Source organism: Rhizobium sp. CRRU65, assembly GCF_048551595.1.
Lineage (GTDB): Bacteria > Pseudomonadota > Alphaproteobacteria > Rhizobiales > Rhizobiaceae > Rhizobium > Rhizobium leguminosarum_J.
In genome coordinates, this window is record NZ_JBLYZH010000003.1 from 15,312 (window position 1) to 33,449 (window position 18,138).

Below are 18,138 nucleotides of genomic sequence, written 5' to 3' on the forward strand. Positions count from 1 at the left end.
GGAGCGGCGGCAATGACATCCAGCTATATCTTTCTGACAGCGCCCGGCAGCGCGAACGCGACGGCCGATGAGACGCGAACCATCCGTGATGGCTTCACGTTGCTCGGCTTCTTGTTTCCATGGGTCTGGCTGCTGGCGCATCGGCTTTGGCTGCATGCGGCCGCCGCCTTTCTGCTACAGGGGATTGGCGGTGCGCTGATGGACGAACCGGGCCTCGGGCCGGCGGGAACGGCAATCCTGCTGGGCGTGAATATTCTGGTCGGTCTCGAGGGCCAGAATTTCCGTGTCCGCAACCTTGCTGCCAAGGGCTGGATCGAAGACTCGCTCATTGCCGCGGATACGATCGGCGTTGCCGAGCAGATCTATTTTTCGGACCGGGCGGTCATCGCCACTAGTGACGACGCCGCGGCACCGGACTGGCAGAACAAGGCCCGTCCGATGGGCCCGCACGGCGATGCAACATCGCTTGGTCTCTTTGGTTTTGATGGAGGACGCTGACGATGCGCGTCGCGATTATCGACTATGGCTCCGGTAACCTGCGCTCGGCGACCAAGGCTTTCGAGCGTGCCGCCCACGAAGCTGGCATCGATGCCCATATCGATCTTACCGACAGGGCGGAGGATGTTGCCGCGGCCGATCGTATCGTGCTTCCCGGTGTCGGCGCCTATGCCGATTGCCGGCGCGGCCTCGATACCGTGCCTGGGATGGCCGAGGTGTTGATCGAGGCTGTCGAGAAGAAGGCGCGGCCGTTCCTCGGTATCTGCGTCGGCATGCAGCTCATGTCCTCGCGCGGCCTCGAGAAGACCGTGACGCGCGGTTTCGGCTGGATTCCCGGCAATGTCGTCGAGATGACGCCGGATGATCCCGCCCTCAAGATCCCGCAGATCGGCTGGAACACGCTCGACCTGAAGTGCCAACATCCGCTCTTCGAAGGAATTCCGACGGGGTCGCAGGGACTGCACGCCTATTTCGTGCATTCCTACCATCTTGCCGCCGTAAACGCCGAGGATGTTATTGCGACGGCGGACTATGGCGGTCCGATGACCGCTTTCGTCGGGCGCGACAACATGGCCGGAGCACAGTTTCACCCGGAAAAGAGCCAGAAGCTCGGCCTGGCCCTGATCGCCAATTTCCTGCGCTGGAACCCGTAGAGCATTGTTCACCCAATTCCGGAGACAAAACCGCTACACAGTTTTGCTGGAATTGCTCCAAGGGCTGGCTTTTAATACAGCCGCCTTATTTCCCTTGTATGGAAACGGCGGAACAGGAGTGAGCTCGATGCCGGCTTCACGGAAATCAGCCAAGGTGTTCTACACGTTGCGGCCCTCCAGGGAAGGCTTGCCCCCCTTTACCGATATCAAGCTTCCCGGCGGCACGATCATCCGCCGCGTCGACGAAGCCATCCATAGGAAAGCGCTTTCCAACGCAGCCAAGGCGCTGAAAGAAAGGCTGGACCGATGATCCATGAATCTTTCCCCGCAAACGACGGTCCGAGCCGGCGGCAAAACGGCGTCAGCGCCGGCGACATCGCCGAGGCCGTGCTGGAATTCTATATCGAAGGTGAGGACGATCTGATCGGCCTGCTCGCCTACGCACTCTACGAGCGGCAAAAGCGCGATTTCGTTCTCAACCATCGCAAGCGGAACGCCGGCCGTTCGCCCGATGAGGCCGAGCTTGCCGCCGTCAACAGCAATTATCTCTCGACCGACCTGCGCAATACGCTGCGCGACCGCGCCTCGCAGATCCTTTCGAGTTATGCCGAAACCTATGTCGAGGCGATGGAGCCGCAGATCCGACTGACCGCCGTCAACAGCGATGCGTTGCGCCAGGTGCGAAACATCGAGAAATCGATCAAGAGGCGCCTGGGCTTCTGGCGTCAGGTCCGGGCCGGCTTTGCCGTCACCCTGCTGCTGCTTCTGCTCTTCGGCGCGGCTACCATTGCCGCTGTCTTTTTCCGCTCGGATATCGTAGATGCGTGGAATGCGCTGATGCTACCGACCAGTTTACGGACGTAAGACGAGATGATCCTTTTTCCCGCGATCGACCTGAAAGGCGGCCAATGCGTCCGCCTGAAGCTCGGCGACATGCAACAGGCAACGGTCTACAACACCGACCCGGCCGCCCAGGCGAGATCCTTCGAAGATCAAGGTTTCGAATGGCTGCATGTGGTCGATCTCGACGGCGCCTTTGCGGGACATTCGGCCAATGGCGATGCCGTCGAAGCGATCTTGAAGGCAACTGACAATCCCGTACAGCTCGGCGGCGGCATTCGCACGCTCGATCATATCGAGGCCTGGCTGTCGCGCGGGCTGCGGCGCGTCATTCTCGGCACCGTCGCGGTCAGAAATCCGGCGCTGGTGATCGAGGCCTGCCGGAAATTTCCTGGTCATGTCGCCGTCGGCATCGATGCCAAGGGCGGCAAGGTGGCCGTCGAGGGTTGGGCGGAGGCCTCCGAACTCGGTATCATTGAACTCGCCAAGAAATTCGAGGGCGCCGGCGTCGCCGCGATCATCTACACCGATATCGACCGTGACGGCATCCTGGCCGGCATCAACTGGACTTCGACGCTGGAACTTGCCGACGCCGTTTCCATTCCCGTCATCGCCTCGGGCGGCCTTGCCTCTCTCGACGATATCCGCCGCATGCTGGAGCCGGATGCTCGGAAGCTGGAAGGGGCGATTTCAGGCCGTGCGCTTTATGACGGCCGTATCGATCCCAAGGAAGCGCTGGCGCTGATCAAGGCGGCCCGGACCAAGGAGACCGTGTAAATGACCCTCAAGGCCCGTGTCATTCCCTGCCTCGACGTCAAGGACGGCCGCGTCGTCAAGGGCGTCAACTTTCTCAATCTCGTCGATGCCGGCGATCCCGTCGAAGCCGCGAAGGCTTATGACGCGGCCGGCGCCGACGAACTCTGCTTCCTCGACATAACCGCTTCCTCGGACAATCGCGAGACGATCTTCGATGTCGTATCGCGCACCGCCGACCAATGCTTCATGCCGCTGACGGTCGGCGGCGGGGTGCGTACCATCGCCGATATCCGCAAGCTGTTGCTGTGCGGTGCCGACAAGGTCTCGATCAATTCGGCAGCGGTCAGCAATCCCGACTTCGTCACCGAGGCGGCCGACAAGTTCGGCGACCAATGCATCGTTGTTTCGATCGATGCCAAGCGCCGAAGAACGCAGGCGGTCGGCGGCGACAATCTCAGCGCCTGGGAGATCTATACCCATGGCGGCCGCAACGCGACCGGCATCGATGCCGTCGAATTCGCCCAGAAAATGGTGGCGCGCGGCGCCGGCGAGCTGCTGGTCACCTCGATGGACCGCGATGGCACCAAGGTCGGCTACGATCTGGAGCTGACGCGGGCGATCGCCGATGCGGTGCGTGTGCCGGTCATCGCCTCCGGCGGCGTCGGCGATCTCGACGATCTCGTCGCCGGGGTGAAGGAGGGGCATGCCAATGCCGTTCTCGCCGCGTCGATCTTCCACTTCGGAACCTATTCCGTCAGCGAGGCGAAGCACTATATGTCGAAGTGCGGCATTGCCATGCGTCTCGACTGAACCTTGAAAGCAGACCTATGAGCGGATTTTCCCTTTCCGATCTCGAGAGCATCGTCGAAGAGCGATCGAAAGCCTCGCCGGAGCAATCCTGGACAGCCAAGCTCGTGGCTGCCGGTCAGCCGAAAGCGGCAAAGAAGCTCGGCGAAGAGGCGATCGAAGCCGTGATGGCGGCGGTGACCGGCGACCGCGACAACCTGACCTACGAGGCCGCCGATGTGCTCTATCACCTATTGGTCGTATTGAAGATTGCTGAAATACCGTTAGAGAATGTCATGGCCGAGCTCGAGCGCAGAACCGCGCAGTCCGGCCTCAAGGAAAAGGCCAGCCGGCAGAGTTCATGAGTATCGCGACTGAGATTATCGGGGTGCCGGAAACATTGGATCACTTCCAGTCGGAATCCTATTCGCCCTACCACTTCTTCTCTTCCGAACAATGGGCGAAATTCCGCGCCGATACGCCGTTGACGCTGACGAGCGACGAGGTCAAACGGCTGCGTTCGATGGGCGATCCGATTGATCTCGACGAGGTCCGGCGCATCTACCTTTCGCTGTCGCGGCTGCTCTCGGCACATGTCGAATCCTCGCAGATGCTGTTTGAACAGCGCAACCGCTTCCTCAGCCTGTCTGATGTGACGAAGACACCCTTCGTCATCGGCATCGCCGGCTCGGTCGCTGTGGGCAAATCGACCACCGCCCGTATCCTCAAGGAGCTCTTGGGGCGCTGGCCTTCCAGCCCGAAGGTCGATCTCGTCACCACCGACGGTTTCCTCCACCCCAACGCCGTGCTGCAGCGGGAAAAGCTGATGCAGCGCAAGGGTTTTCCGGAAAGCTACGACACGGCTGCGATCCTGCGTTTCCTCTCGGCGATCAAGGCCGGGCGGCCGGATGTGAAGGCGCCCAGCTATTCTCACCTCGTCTACGACGTGCTGCCGGACGAATACAAGATCGTCGACCGGCCCGACATCCTGATCTTCGAAGGCATCAACGTGCTGCAGTCGCGCGACTTGCCGGCCGGCGGCAGGATCGTGCCGATGGTCTCCGACTTCTTCGACTTCTCGATCTATATCGATGCCGCCGAAGACGAGATCCATAACTGGTATGTCACGCGCTTCATGCGGCTGCGCGAGACCGCCTTCCGCGATCCGAATTCCTATTTCCATCGCTATGCCTCGATCAGCGACGCGGAAGCGCTTGATATCGCCGAGGATCTTTGGGCAAACATCAACCTGAAGAACTTGCGCCAGAACATTCTGCCGACGCGTCCGCGCGCCGATCTCATCCTGAAAAAGGGCAAGGATCACCTGATCGAACAGGTTGCGCTGCGAAAACTATAGCAGGCTCTAGAGCCTTTCCTGGTTAGATTGAAGCATTCTGTTGGCTCAAACGGAGTCGGACGGTCGACCGGCCGGCGCGTGTCGTAGCCCGGCTCTACGGCCAAGCCGGCCGATCGATCAGCCGGCCCGTTTCAGCCAACCCGAAGGGCCGGGCATCTTTACGCCAGGACAAAGGCGATCGGCTCGGACGTACCAAGGGGTATGCCCCGTCGCCGATCGCCTTTGCCCTGACGAAAACCTGCTCCGGCAGAATGCTTCAATCTAACCCGGAAAGGCTCTAGGGATTGACGCGGCGGAGCGTCAGATTGATGCGGCCGCCATTTTTCAGCAGCGTCGAAGTCGCCGGATGGATACGGTCGACGCCGTGGAAACACAGCCTCCCCTCGCCGCCCAGCACGACCAGGTCACCGCTCGAAAGCTTGAAAGATAGCGTGCGATCATTGCGGCTGACACCGCCGACGCGAAAGAGGCAGCTGTTGCCCAGCGAGATCGAGACGACCGGGGCTTTGAGATCCTGTTCGTCCTTGTCCTGATGCAAGCCCATGCGCGCTTCGTCGGAGTAGAAATTGACGAGGCAGGCTTCCGGCGGCTTGTCGTAACCCGAAACGTCATTCCAGATATCGAGCAATTGCTGCGGCATATCAGGCCAGGGTCTGCCGGTTGCCGGGTGTGTCGGCTGGTAGCGATAGCCGCGCTCTTTGTCCGTCACCCAGCCGAGCGGCCCGCAATTGGTCATGCGCACGGACATCGGCTTACCGGTGCCGGGCATGGCGGGCACATAAAGCGGCGCTTCGGCGACGACGGTACGGATCACCTCGACCAATGCTTCCTGACGCGCTCGGTCGAGGTAACCGGGGAGATGGCGGATGCCGCTCAAGAGCTCCGGCATATCACTCACCGCTGCCGCCGCCGGGGCGGCCGCGCATTTTCTTGACTTCCGAGCGACCGGACTTTTCCTTCAGGCGGCGTTCGACCGAACCCTTGGTCGGCCTGGTCTTCTTGCGTGGCGGCGGCGGCGGCTTGGCGGCCTCGAGGATCAATTCCTTCAGCCGGTCGCGCGCATCCTCGCGGTTGCGGTCCTGGCTGCGAAACCGGCTCGCCTCGATCATCAGCACGCCATCCTTCGACAACCGCCGACCGGCGAGCTTGATCGCATTGGTTTTGACACGATCATTGAGGGACGGCGAATTCGCGATGTTGAAGAACAGCTGGACAGCGGTCGAGACCTTGTTGACATTCTGCCCGCCGGGACCGCCCGCCAGAACGAACTGTTCCGTCAGTTCCCATCCGGCGATGGTGATCCTGTCATCGATATAGAGTGCGTCGCTGGCCATGCGGCGTTCTATCTCACATCGGCGGCGAATTGAAAATATCGGCTGTGACATGGAAAACCCGGCGATCTTGCGATGCCGGGTTTCACGTGAGTCAGAGGTTTGATCTACTTATTCGGCAGCGAGCTTTATGCCGGGGGCCGCATCACGGACGCCGCCGTCGACGTGGTCCTCGAACTTGGCGAAGTTCGCAATGAACATCGAGACCAGCTTTTCGGCCTGCGCGTCGTAGGCTGCCTTGTCGGCCCAGGTCGAGCGCGGATCGAGAATGCTGCCGTCGACGCCGTCGACGGAGACCGGCACGGCGAAGCCGAAGTTCGTGTCAGCACGGAATTCCGCCTGTCCAAGTTCACCGCTAAGGGCAGCAGCGAGAAGCGCACGCGTCGCCTTGATCGGCATGCGCTTGCCGGTGCCATAGGCGCCGCCGGTCCAGCCGGTATTGACAAGCCAGCATTGGACGTCATGACGACCAATCAGCTCCTTGAGCAGATTGCCATATTCGGCCGGGTGCCGCGGCATGAAAGGAGCGCCGAAGCAGGTGGAGAAGGTCGCTTCCGGCTCGACGACACCCTTTTCGGTGCCAGCCACCTTGGCGGTGTAGCCGGAGAGGAAGTGATACATCGCCTGATCCGGCGTCAATCGGGCGATCGGCGGCATGACGCCAAACGCATCGGCAGTCAGCATGATGATCGTTTTCGGATGCCCGGCGCGGCCTGTTTCCGAAGCGTTCGGGATGAAATCCATCGGATAGGCGCAACGGGTGTTCTCGGTCAGCGACCCGTCGTCGAAATCCGGCTCGCGGCTTTCGTTCAGCACGACGTTTTCCAGCACGGTGCCGAAACGCTGTGTCGTCGCATAGATTTCCGGCTCGGCTTCGGCCGAGAGGCGGATGGTCTTGGCGTAGCAGCCGCCTTCGAAGTTGAAGATGCCGTTTTCGCTCCAGCCGTGTTCGTCATCGCCGATCAGCGTCCGGGCCGGATCGGCCGAAAGCGTCGTCTTGCCGGTGCCGGAAAGGCCGAAGAAGACCGCCGCGTCACCGTCCGGGCCGACATTGGCCGAGCAGTGCATCGGCATCACGCCCTTGGCCGGCAGCAGGTAGTTGAGCACGGTGAAGACCGATTTCTTCATTTCGCCGGCATAGGAGGTGCCGCCGATGAGAACGAGACCGTTGGTGAGATCGCAGGCGATCACCGTTTCCGAACGGCAGCCGTGGCGGGCCGGATCGGCCTTGAAGCTCGGCAGATCGATGATCGTCAGCTTCGGCACGAAGCTGGACAGCGTTGCGGTGTCAGGGCGGATCAGCAGATTGCGGATGAACAGCGAATGCCAGGCGAATTCGGTCACGACGCGGGTCGGCAGAGCATGACCTTCCTCGGCGCCACCGACGAGATCCTGGACGAAAAGCTCCTTGCCCGCGGCATGCGCCAGCATATCGTCGCGCAGCACGGCGAAATGCTCCGGCGAGATCGGCTTATTGTTGTCCCACCAGATTTCGCCATCGGTATTGATATCGCGAACGACGAACTTGTCGCGCGGCGAACGGCCAGTGTGCTGGCCGGTGAGAGCCCGCAGTGCGCCCTGAGCGGTCAGTTCGGCTTCGCCCCGGCGGATCGCTTCTTCATAGAGCGCGGCGGCGGAAAAGTTGTAGCGAACGCTGGATGCGCCGCCCAATCCAACCGTTGCCAGCTCTATTGCCGGGTTATGAACTCCGAACATTTCCATGGCTAGTTCCCTTCACTCAGGCTCGTTGCCGTTAAAACTAATCGCGAAAATACGGGCAGAAATTTTAAAACACAAGATGGAAAATCTGAGAAAATGCAGTGATATCAAACAATTAATCGATTTAAATTTATCGTTCTAATTTTAAATCGTTTGAATAGGTCGCGTTTAGACCATCGGAAGCACCACCTAAGATTGCCAGCGAATTTTACGGCAATCCTCCCCTTTATCTTTGCCACAATTTGTTCCACCTTTATCCTCCATAAGCGCATCCGGTCACTGAGACCGCCTGGGGAGAGCAAATCCGGGAGATTGCGCACTGATGACGGAGACCAACACCATGCCGACAATCGCGCTCGTTGATGACGACCGCAACATCCTCACCTCGGTGTCGATCGCACTGGAGGCTGAAGGATATAAGGTCGAGACGTATACGGACGGTGCTTCGGCGCTCGACGGCCTGCTGGCGCGACCGCCGCAGCTGGCGATCTTCGACATCAAGATGCCGCGCATGGACGGCATGGAACTGCTGCGCCGCCTGCGGCAGAAGTCGGACATTCCCGTCATCTTCCTCACCTCCAAGGATGAGGAGATCGATGAACTCTTCGGCCTGAAGATGGGCGCCGACGATTTCATCACCAAACCGTTTTCGCAGCGTCTGCTGGTGGAGCGCGTGCGCGCCGTCCTGCGCCGCGCGTCAAGCCGCGAAGCCGCTGCTGCCGGCACCAGCCCCACCGGCGCCCCGAAGACCGGCGCGGTCCAGCAGGCCCGCTCGCTGGAGCGCGGGCAGCTGGTCATGGACCAGGAACGCCACACCTGCACCTGGAAGGGTGAGGCAGTGACGCTGACGGTGACCGAATTCCTGATCCTGCATTCGCTGGCGCAGCGCCCCGGCGTCGTCAAAAGCCGCGACGCGCTGATGGACGCAGCCTATGACGAACAGGTCTATGTCGACGACCGGACCATCGACAGCCACATCAAGCGGCTGCGCAAGAAATTCAAGATGGTCGACAACGACTTTGATATGATTGAAACACTCTACGGAGTGGGATACCGCTTCCGCGAAGCAGCCTGAGCCCCGAGCGGCGCAGCGCGCTCCTGCATAATTTCCTAAATCGGCATCGATTTAAGGATTAAATTATGCAGCAGTTCAAAATGTCACAGCGTCCTTTGCGCGTCTGAAAAGACGCGCGGCGCTGTCGGAAATGTTGAGGGCTGCGGGCCGGTCCATCCGGCCCCGCCCTTCGAAAGGGCCTGTCATTGGCACAGTTGGTGCAGGAAAGGGATCTGGACGATGCGGAGGGCGTGAGCACCCGTCGCGTCCGAGGCCGCCGTTGGTCGCATCCCTTCACCCTGATCCGCCGGATCTTCGGCAATGCCGTCTTTTCGAGCCTGACACGGCGCATCCTGTTCTTCAATCTCGTTGCGCTGGTGGTGCTCGTCGGCGGCATCCTCTACCTTAACCAGTTCCGCGAGGGATTGATCGACGCCCGCGCCGAAAGCCTGTTGACGCAGGGTGAAATCATCGCCGGCGCCGTTTCGGCCTCCGCGTCGGTCGATACGAACTCGATTACCATCGATCCGCAGAAGCTGCTCGAGCTGCAGGCCGGCCAGAGCATCACCCCGGTGCCGAACGATGAGGACCTTGAATTCCCGATCGATCCCGAAAAGGTCGCGCCGGTCCTGCGCCGGCTGATCTCTCCGACGCGCACGCGCGCCCGTATCTTCGATGCCGATGCCAACCTGCTGCTCGATTCGCGCCATCTCTATTCGCGCGGCCAGGTGCTGCGCTTCGACCTGCCGCCGGTGGAGGAAGAGAAACAGACCTGGAGCGAGTGGTTCGCCACCCTGTTCAACAAGGCGCTGCAGCCCGGCAATCTGCCGCTCTATAAGGAAGCGCCGGGTGGCGACGGCTCGATCTATCCCGAAGTGATGAACGCGCTCACCGGCGTGCGCGGCGCGGTCGTGCGCACCACCGAAAAAGGTGAACTCATCGTTTCCGTCGCCGTGCCGATCCAGCGCTTCCGCGCCGTGCTCGGCGTTTTGCTACTATCGACGCAGGCGGGCGACATCGACAATATCGTCCATGCCGAACGGCTTGCCATCATGCGCGTCTTCGGCGTGGCGACACTCGTCAACGTGCTGCTTTCACTGGTGCTGTCATCGACCATCGCCAATCCGCTGCGCCGTCTTTCGGCAGCGGCCATCCGCGTCCGCCGCGGCGCCAAGACGCGCGAAGAGATCCCCGACTTCTCTGCCCGCCAGGATGAAATCGGCAACCTTTCCATCGCATTGCGCGAGATGACGACGGCGCTCTACGACCGCATCGATTCGATCGAGAGTTTCGCGGCCGATGTCAGCCACGAGCTGAAGAACCCGCTCACCTCGCTGCGCAGCGCCGTCGAAACGCTGCCGCTTGCCAAATCCGACGATTCCAAGAAGCGGCTGATGGACGTCATCCAGCACGATGTCCGCCGCCTCGACCGGCTGATCAGCGATATCTCCGACGCCTCCCGTCTCGACGCCGAACTCGCACGCGTCGATGCCGGCTCCGTCGACATGGAGGTGCTGCTGCGCGACCTCATCGAGGTTTCGCGCCAGGTCAGGAGCACCAAGAAGCAGGTGGAAATCGAATATGCGATCGAACGCAAGCCGAACGTCAAGACGCGCTTCGTCATCAACGGCCACGATCTACGCATCGGCCAGATCATCGCCAACCTGATCGAGAATGCCCGCTCTTTCGTGCCGGAAAAGGGCGGCAAGATTATCGTGCGGCTGGTGCGGACGCGTTCGCGCTGCGTCACCACGATCGAAGACAACGGCCCCGGCATCCAGGCGGAAAATATCGACCGCATCTTCGAGCGCTTCTATACGGACCGACCGGAGGCGGAAGGCTTCGGCCAAAATTCGGGGCTCGGCCTTTCGATCAGCCGGCAGATCGCCGAAGCGCATGGCGGGTCGCTGAGAGCCGAAAACATCACCAATGCCGAGAGCGGGCATGTGCTCGGCGCGCGCTTCATCCTCTCTTTGCCAGTCGGCGCCGCAGCATGACCGCGGCAGCCTTCAACATCCATGCGACGGCGATCGTCGTCGGCAAGACGGGACTGTTGTTCAGCGGCCCCTCCGGCTGGGGAAAATCGATGCTGGCCTTCACCTGCATGACCGAGGCGCGCCACCTCGGACTGTTCACGGCGCTGGTCGCCGACGACCAAGTTCTTCTCTCAGCGGAGGCCGGCGCGGTGATCGCCACGTGCCCGCCGTCGATCACCGGGCTGATCGAGCTTCGCGGCACCGGCATCGTTCATCAGGACCATATCCCCAAGGCGACCATGCATTATGCCGTGCTTCCAGGCAGCGCTACCGGTGAAAACCGGGTGCCTCCCGAGGGCGAAATGGTGAGCCTTGCCGCCGATTTTTCGCTTCCCGCATTGCGGTTGCTCACAGGCGTCTGCTCACCCCTTGCGATCCTGATGGCAAAAGTGCCGGATATCGGTCGCTGAGGCCTTCCGGATTGGTCAATCTGCCTTATATATTCGCATTTTTATCTTGCACTTCGGCTTTTCATAGCCAAGATGTGCCCCCACCGGTGGACGTAATTGCTGCATTGCGATATTGGGTCCACCGTTTCGTCTATGGGAGCAGTAATATCATGATCGGACTTGTGCTTGTCACGCATGGCAAGCTGGCTGAAGAGTTTCGTCATGCTGTCGAGCACGTCGTCGGTCCTCAGAAATTCATCGAGACGGTTTGTATCGGTCCCGAAGACGACATGGATCAGAGACGGCAGGACATTCTGGAAGCCGTTTCCGGTGCCGATGATGGCCATGGCGTCGTCATCCTGACCGACATGTTCGGCGGCACGCCGTCCAATCTCGCCATATCAGTCATGAGCAGCGGCCATACCGAAGTCATTGCCGGCGTCAACCTGCCGATGTTGATCAAACTTGCCGGGGTGCGCGGCGAGAACAACATGGAGAAGGCGCTGGTGGAGGCCTCCGAAGCTGGGCGGAAATATATCAATGTCGCGAGCCGTGTGCTCAGCGGAAAATAACGGGCCTTCATGACATCGCTCTCCCGGGAACTCCTTATCATCAACAAGCGCGGTCTTCACGCGCGCGCTTCCGCCAAATTCGTGCAGATGGTCGAGACCTTCGATGCCGCCATCACCGTTTCCAAGGATGGAATGACGGTCGGCGGAACCTCCATCATGGGCTTGATGATGCTTGCGGCAAGCCCCGGCTCGAGCGTCGTCGTCTCGGCGAGCGGCAGCCAGGCCGAGGAAGCGCTGGAGGCCCTGGACCAGCTGATCCAGAATAGGTTTGGCGAAGAGATGTGAGCTCCGATCGAGCTCATATAAACATATAAAGACTTCTTTATATCCTTATTGCCATCACCGGCGAAGCCTGCTAAACGGCCAACATGCCGTGCGCTTGCACGCGGGTTATTTTCGCGCCTGCGCCAATTTTGAGACGTTTTCAGCCTGGAGGCCTCTATGAGCACTGAAAAAGATTATGTCGTCGCCGATATCGGGCTTGCGGATTTCGGCCGCAAGGAAATTACGATCGCCGAAACCGAAATGCCGGGCCTGATGTCCTGCCGCACCGAATTCGGCCAGACAAAGCCGTTGAAGGGCGCGCGCATCACCGGCTCGCTGCACATGACCATCCAGACGGCCGTGCTCATCGAAACGCTGGTCGCGCTCGGCGCCGAAGTCCGCTGGGCCTCGTGCAACATCTTCTCGACGCAGGATCATGCCGCTGCCGCGATCGCCGCTTCCGGCGTGCCTGTCTTCGCCATCAAGGGTGAGTCGCTCGACGATTACTGGGTCTACACCGACAAGATCTTCCAGTGGGCCGATGGCGGCCTTTCCAACATGATCCTCGATGACGGCGGCGACGCCACCATGTACATCCTGCTCGGCGCCCGCGCCGAAGCCGGCGAGGACGTGCTGTCTCATCCGCATTCCGAAGAAGAGGAAATCCTCTTCGCACAGATCAAGAAGCGCCTTGCCGCTTCGCCTGGCTGGTTCACCAAGCAGCGCAACGCGATCAAGGGCGTCACCGAGGAAACGACGACTGGCGTCAACCGCCTTTACCAGCTCAGCCAGAAGGGCCTGCTGCCCTTCCCGGCGATCAACGTCAACGACTCGGTGACCAAGTCGAAGTTCGACAACAAGTACGGCTGCAAGGAATCGCTGGTCGACGGCATTCGCCGCGGCACCGACGTCATGATGGCCGGCAAGGTTGCCGTCGTCTGCGGATACGGCGACGTCGGCAAGGGTTCTGCCGCTTCGCTCTCCGGCGCCGGCGCCCGCGTCAAGGTGACCGAAGCCGATCCGATCTGCGCATTGCAGGCTGCGATGGACGGTTATGAAGTCGTTCTGCTCGAGGACGTCGTTTCCTCGGCCGATATCTTCATCACCACCACCGGCAACAAGGATGTCATCCGCATCGACCATATGCGGGCGATGAAGGATATGGCGATTGTCGGCAATATCGGTCACTTCGACAACGAAATCGAAGTCGCTGCACTGCGCAATCTCAAGTGGACCAACGTCAAGCCGCAGGTCGACCTGATCGAATTCCCCAAGGGCAACCGCATCATCCTCCTTTCCGAAGGCCGTCTGCTCAACCTCGGCAACGCCACCGGCCACCCGTCCTTCGTGATGTCGGCTTCGTTCACCAACCAGACGCTGGCGCAGATCGAACTCTTCACCAAGCCCGACCAGTATTCCAACCAGGTCTATATCCTGCCGAAGCATCTCGATGAAAAGGTCGCACGCCTGCATCTCGACAAGCTCGGCGTGAAGCTGACTGAGCTTTCTGCGGAACAGGCTGCCTATATCGGCGTCTCGCCGAAGGGGCCGTTCAAGTCCGACCACTACAGATATTGATCTGATCGTTAATATCCACAAGATGTAGAAGCCGCGGCATTGACAAATGCCGCGGCTTATTTTTTGGACGCTCCCTTCCCGCCGATTCCCTTCCGAAGTATTGTTTTAAGACTTGATTCGTGGCGCCGGACCCTGTCCGGCCGCTGCGAAAATGGGATGTCTTGTCGTAATGCGGCACATTGAAGGACGGAGACATACCGCGGATGTCGGAAATAAAAAGCAGCCTGCCCGGTCAGGCGGATGATGGCGCACGCGCCCATCGCCGTCCGCTGATGGCAGGTCAAGGATATAAATCTGCAACGGCACACGAGGCCGTAAAGCAAGAGTACGGACCATTGGCGCGCTTTCTGAAAAGCTGCGCGGCCGGCACGGCGCTCGCCGCGCTGGCGCGGCCGGCCCTGGCACAGGCGGAGCAGCAGGCAGCGGCCACGGCTCACCTCTTCACGTCCTCGCAAGTGATCGGTGTTTCCGTCGTCATCGGCGTCATATCGGCAGCACTGCTGTCGACGCTGTGGCTCGTGCGTCAGCGCGGCAACCTGGAAAACGAGAGCCGGGAAATCCGCTCGGCGCTCTCCGATGCCCAGCAGCGCATTTCGCAATACCAGGCTCTGATCGCCGACAAGAACCGGCGGATCGTCATCTGGGACGGCAATGCGCGCCCCGAGCTGCTCGGCCAGCTTCCGCCCGAGACCGGCGCGCCGCAGGACGGCGAATTCCTGGCCTTCGGCCTGTGGCTGAAATCACGTTCGGCTTCCGAGCTGGAAAAGGCGATCGACCGGCTGCGCGACGAGGCACAGAGCTTCGACATGGTGGTCGAAACCATCCGCGACGAAATCCTCGAGGCGCAGGGCCGGGTTTCCGGCGGGCGTGCCTTCGTGCGTTTCGTGGCTCTCAACAATCTGCGCGCCGAGCTCGCAGAACTCAGGATCGAGCGCGACCGGCTGATGACCTCGATCTCCGCCTTCCAGACCATGCTCGACGCGATCGACATGCCGGCCTGGCAGCGCGATCCGGTGGGTCGCCTCACCTGGGTCAACCAGGCTTATGGCGAGGCGGTCGAAGCGCGATCGCCGCAGCAGGCGATCAATGAAGGCCGCGAGATGCTGACGACCGTGGCGCGCGAACGCATTCGCGCCACGACGACGCCGGAGTCGCCCTTCCACGACAAGATCTCGACGGTCGTGCACGGAAACCGCACATTCTTCGACGTCGTCGACGTCAGGGTTCCCGGCGGCTCGGCCGGCATCGCGATCGATGTGTCCGACATAGAGGCCGTGCGCGCCGAGCTGGAACGGACGCTGAAGAGCCATGCCGAAACGCTCGACCATCTCGCCACGCCTGTTGCCATCTTCGATGGCGACCGCCGGCTGCAATTCTACAACCAGGCCTTCGTCGCGCTCTGGGAGCTGGATATCGCCTTCCTCGAAGGCCGGCCCGACAATAGTGAGCTGCTCGAGCGGCTGCGGGCGGCCAAGAAGCTGCCGGACCAGCTCAACTGGAAAAGTTGGAAGGAAGCCGCACTTTCCGTCTATCGCGCGCTCGACACGCAAACCGATCTCTGGCATCTGCCGAACGGGCAAACGTTGCGCGTCTTTGCGACCGCCCATCCGCAGGGCGGCGCCACCTGGGTGTTCGAAAACCTGACCGAACAGGTCGATCTTGAAACGCGCTACAACACGCTGGTCAAGGTGCAGGGCGAAACGATCGACCATCTTTCCGAAGGTGTGGCGGTGTTCGGTCCTGATGGACGCATCCGCCTTTCGAACCCGGCCTTCCGCGCGCTCTGGGGGATCACCGAAACCGAAGCCAAGCCCGGCACCCATATTCGTGCGCTGGGCGAGGCCTGCGCCCCGTCCTATGACCAGCCGGACGGCTGGAAGACCTTCGCCGAACTGATCACCAGCTTCGACGACGAACGCCGCTCGGGCCAGGGAACGCTGGAACTCTTCTCCGGCCTGGTGCTCGACTACGCCGTCATCCCGCTGCCGAACGCGCAGACCATGCTGACCTTCGTCAATATGACGGACAGCGTGCGTGCCGAGCGCGCGCTGACCGAGAAAAACGAAGCGTTGCGCAAGGCCGACGAGCTGAAGAACGACTTCGTCCAGCACGTTTCCTATGAACTGCGTTCACCACTGACCAACATCATCGGCTTCACCGATCTCCTGCGCACCCCGGGCGTCGGGCCGCTTACCGAACGGCAGGCCGAATATATCGACCACATTTCGACCTCGTCCTCGGTTCTGTTGACGCTCGTCAACGATATTCTCGACCTTGCGACTGTCGACGCCGGCATCATGCGCCTCAATTATGCGGATATCGATCTCAACGATCTGCTCGACGACGTCTCGATGCAAATCGCCGATCGCCTCCACGAAAGCGGCGTGGCGCTTGAAATCACCGCTCCTGCCTATCTCGGCTCGATCGTTGCCGATCCGCAGCGGCTGAAGCAGATCCTTCTGAAGCTTCTTTCCAATGCGGCGAATTTCTCGCCCGAAGGTACCTCGATCTCGCTGGAATGCCATCGCGAAGGCACGGATTTCGTCTTCGCCGTCAGCGATCGCGGCCCCGGCATCTCACCCGATATGATCGCGACCGTCTTCGACCGTTTTGCCACGGGGGCGAAAAGCGGCAAACGCGGCGGCGCCGGCCTCGGCCTCTCGATCGTCGACAGCTTCGTCAGTCTGCATCATGGCGATGTGACGATCGACAGCGAGCCGGGCAAGGGCACGACCGTCGTCTGCCGTATCCCCTCGGTCGATGTCCCGCATTCCGCCGCCGCCGAATGACGACCAGCGATGCGATCTCGCTTTTCCTGAAAGACGAGGCGGCTACCATCCGCCTCGGTGAAGACCTGGCGCTGGCGCTGAAGGCCGGCGATTGCCTTGCCCTTTCAGGCGATCTCGGCGCCGGGAAATCCTCGCTCGCCCGGGCGATCCTGCGCGCCATGGCCGATGACGAGGGGCTCGAGGTCCCGAGCCCGACCTTCACGCTGGTGCAATCCTACGATCTGCGCATCGCCGTTTCGCATTTCGATCTCTACCGGCTCGGCGATCCTGCCGAACTGACGGAGCTTGGCTTCGACGAGGCCCTGCAGAACGGTATCTGCCTCGTCGAATGGCCTGAGATGGCGGAGAGCGAACTGCCCGCGGAGCGCATCACCCTGACGCTGGCGCATGAAGGCAGCGGCCGCCGGGCAACGATCGAAGCCGCTGGCGCGCAAAATACACGCATCCGCCGCGTCCTGGCGATCCGCGAGTTCCTTGATACCGCCGGTTACCCCACTGCGAAACGCCGATTTCTGACCGGTGATGCCTCGCTGCGCGCCTATGAGGCGATCTATCCGAAGGCCGGGAACCAGCGCATCATCCTGATGGACTGGCCGCCGCTTGCTGAAGGCCCGCCGGTTCTCGACGGCAAACCCTATCCCAAAGTCGCGCATCTTGCCGAAAACGCTTATCCGTTCGTTGCGATCGCCGATACGCTGCGCAAGGACGGTTTTGCGGCGCCCGAAGTCTACAAGGTGGATTATGATCAAGGTATCCTGCTGATCGAGGATCTCGGCAGCGACGGCGTGCTGGATGCCCACGGACAGCCAGTTATAGAACGCTATCGCGAAAGCGTTGCCTGCCTGGCCAGACTGCACGCCCTGAAATTTCCGCAGGACATCTCCGTTGGAAAGGGCCATCTCCACCATATTCCTGATTTCGACCGCACGGCGATGAAGATGGAGGTGCGGCTGGTGCTCGACTGGCACCTGCCCTGGAAGCGCCAGGGTGCACCTGCAACGGACGCCGAACGCGCGGATTATCTAGCGATCTGGGATGCGCTCATCGACGAGCTCGCAACGGCCGAGAAGAACCTACTGCTGCGCGATTTCCACTCGCCAAATATCATCTGGAGACCGCATGCGAAGGGCGTCGAACGGATCGGCCTCATCGATTTCCAGGACGCGATGATCGGCCCGACGGCTTATGACCTCGCCTCGATCGTCCAGGATGCGCGCGTAACGATCGAGCCGGACCTCTTCCGGCAGCTGATGGATGATTATCTGGGGCTTCGCCGCGCGCAGGGCGGTTTCGACGAAGCCGGATTTATGAAGGCCTGGGCGATCATGTCGGCGCAGCGCAACTGCAAGCTTGCGGGTCTTTGGGTGCGCTTGTTGCAGCGCGACGGCAAGCCGGGCTATCTGAAACACATGCCGCGCACGCTCGCCTATCTGAACGTCGCGCTCGAGCATGAAACGCTTGCCCCCTTGCGCGATTGGTGCGCAAGGGCTGGAATAGGCCAGAGCGAATCATAAGT

General features: G+C 61.1%; 19 protein-coding genes. 16 read left to right on the forward strand and 3 right to left on the reverse strand.

What is annotated here, in order from left to right; all coding sequences use genetic code 11:
- The first annotated feature begins 12 nt into the window (after positions 1-12).
- The 8 genes from ACM5SV_RS06410 (at position 13) to coaA (ending at position 4,890) form a co-directional block, all read left to right on the forward strand.
- A complete protein-coding gene (locus ACM5SV_RS06410; protein ID WP_222016962.1) occupies positions 13-498 on the forward strand; it encodes a DUF2628 domain-containing protein in 486 nt (161 codons plus the stop codon).
- Positions 499-500: 2 nt separating this feature from the next.
- Entirely contained in the window at positions 501-1,151 is a 651-nt protein-coding gene (gene hisH / locus ACM5SV_RS06415) for an imidazole glycerol phosphate synthase subunit HisH (protein WP_012759580.1), read from the forward strand.
- A gap of 127 nt (positions 1,152-1,278) precedes the next feature.
- Positions 1,279-1,461, forward strand: coding sequence for a hypothetical protein (locus tag ACM5SV_RS06420; protein WP_012759579.1), 183 nt, complete (start codon positions 1,279-1,281; stop codon positions 1,459-1,461).
- Positions 1,458-2,015, forward strand: a complete 558-nt coding sequence (locus ACM5SV_RS06425; RefSeq protein WP_113548347.1) for a hypothetical protein — start codon at positions 1,458-1,460, stop codon at positions 2,013-2,015. The genes ACM5SV_RS06420 and ACM5SV_RS06425 overlap by 4 nt, the downstream gene beginning before the upstream one ends.
- Positions 2,016-2,021: 6 nt before the next feature.
- On the forward strand, positions 2,022-2,768 hold the full coding sequence (gene hisA / locus ACM5SV_RS06430) for a 1-(5-phosphoribosyl)-5-[(5-phosphoribosylamino)methylideneamino]imidazole-4-carboxamide isomerase (RefSeq protein ID WP_012759577.1): 747 nt from the start codon (positions 2,022-2,024) through the stop codon (positions 2,766-2,768).
- Complete coding sequence (gene hisF / locus ACM5SV_RS06435) at positions 2,769-3,557, forward strand: imidazole glycerol phosphate synthase subunit HisF (RefSeq protein WP_012759576.1); 789 nt, start codon at positions 2,769-2,771, stop codon at positions 3,555-3,557.
- A 17-nt stretch (positions 3,558-3,574) separates the two neighbouring features.
- Positions 3,575-3,898 (forward strand): phosphoribosyl-ATP diphosphatase, encoded by a 324-nt coding sequence (locus tag ACM5SV_RS06440; RefSeq protein WP_017995608.1) that lies wholly within the window; start codon positions 3,575-3,577, stop codon positions 3,896-3,898.
- Entirely contained in the window at positions 3,895-4,890 is a 996-nt protein-coding gene (coaA, locus tag ACM5SV_RS06445; protein WP_012759574.1) for a type I pantothenate kinase, read from the forward strand. The genes ACM5SV_RS06440 and coaA overlap by 4 nt, the downstream gene beginning before the upstream one ends.
- A 277-nt stretch (positions 4,891-5,167) precedes the next feature.
- On the opposite strand, the gene ACM5SV_RS06450 is transcribed toward coaA, so the two are convergent.
- The 3 genes from ACM5SV_RS06450 to ACM5SV_RS06460 form a co-directional block, all read right to left on the reverse strand.
- Positions 5,168-5,779, reverse strand: a complete 612-nt coding sequence (locus tag ACM5SV_RS06450) for an alpha-ketoglutarate-dependent dioxygenase AlkB family protein (protein WP_221992187.1) — start codon at positions 5,777-5,779, stop codon at positions 5,168-5,170.
- 1 nt (position 5,780) lies between these two features.
- Positions 5,781-6,224: an alternative ribosome rescue aminoacyl-tRNA hydrolase ArfB gene (gene arfB / locus ACM5SV_RS06455; RefSeq protein ID WP_011649864.1), complete on the reverse strand. Its 444-nt coding sequence runs from the start codon at positions 6,222-6,224 to the stop codon at positions 5,781-5,783.
- Positions 6,225-6,332: 108 nt separating this feature from the next.
- On the reverse strand, positions 6,333-7,943 hold the full coding sequence (locus ACM5SV_RS06460; RefSeq protein ID WP_222016960.1) for a phosphoenolpyruvate carboxykinase: 1,611 nt from the start codon (positions 7,941-7,943) through the stop codon (positions 6,333-6,335).
- A 337-nt stretch (positions 7,944-8,280) separates the two neighbouring features.
- Between ACM5SV_RS06460 and ACM5SV_RS06465 the strand changes: the two genes are divergently transcribed.
- From ACM5SV_RS06465 to tsaE, 8 genes are all read left to right on the forward strand, one after another.
- Positions 8,281-9,015: a response regulator transcription factor gene (locus ACM5SV_RS06465; RefSeq protein ID WP_197725694.1), complete on the forward strand. Its 735-nt coding sequence runs from the start codon at positions 8,281-8,283 to the stop codon at positions 9,013-9,015.
- Positions 9,016-9,200: 185 nt separating this feature from the next.
- The gene (locus tag ACM5SV_RS06470; RefSeq protein WP_113546661.1) at positions 9,201-10,991 is read left to right on the forward strand and encodes a sensor histidine kinase; all 1,791 of its coding nucleotides are present in this window, start codon (positions 9,201-9,203) and stop codon (positions 10,989-10,991) included.
- A complete protein-coding gene (locus tag ACM5SV_RS06475; RefSeq protein WP_113546662.1) occupies positions 10,988-11,440 on the forward strand; it encodes an HPr kinase/phosphorylase in 453 nt (150 codons plus the stop codon). The genes ACM5SV_RS06470 and ACM5SV_RS06475 overlap by 4 nt, the downstream gene beginning before the upstream one ends.
- A gap of 149 nt (positions 11,441-11,589) precedes the next feature.
- The gene (locus ACM5SV_RS06480) at positions 11,590-11,991 is read left to right on the forward strand and encodes a PTS sugar transporter subunit IIA (RefSeq protein WP_003544139.1); all 402 of its coding nucleotides are present in this window, start codon (positions 11,590-11,592) and stop codon (positions 11,989-11,991) included.
- 9 nt (positions 11,992-12,000) lie between these two features.
- Positions 12,001-12,276, forward strand: coding sequence for an HPr family phosphocarrier protein (locus ACM5SV_RS06485; RefSeq protein WP_003544133.1), 276 nt, complete (start codon positions 12,001-12,003; stop codon positions 12,274-12,276).
- Positions 12,277-12,432: 156 nt separating this feature from the next.
- Positions 12,433-13,833 (forward strand): adenosylhomocysteinase, encoded by a 1,401-nt coding sequence (gene ahcY, locus ACM5SV_RS06490; RefSeq protein ID WP_222016957.1) that lies wholly within the window; start codon positions 12,433-12,435, stop codon positions 13,831-13,833.
- A 203-nt stretch (positions 13,834-14,036) separates the two neighbouring features.
- Positions 14,037-16,622, forward strand: a complete 2,586-nt coding sequence (locus ACM5SV_RS06495) for a sensor histidine kinase (protein WP_221973344.1) — start codon at positions 14,037-14,039, stop codon at positions 16,620-16,622.
- The gene (tsaE, locus tag ACM5SV_RS06500; RefSeq protein ID WP_221992192.1) at positions 16,619-18,136 is read left to right on the forward strand and encodes a tRNA (adenosine(37)-N6)-threonylcarbamoyltransferase complex ATPase subunit type 1 TsaE; all 1,518 of its coding nucleotides are present in this window, start codon (positions 16,619-16,621) and stop codon (positions 18,134-18,136) included. The genes ACM5SV_RS06495 and tsaE overlap by 4 nt, the downstream gene beginning before the upstream one ends.
- Positions 18,137-18,138 lie beyond the last annotated feature (2 nt).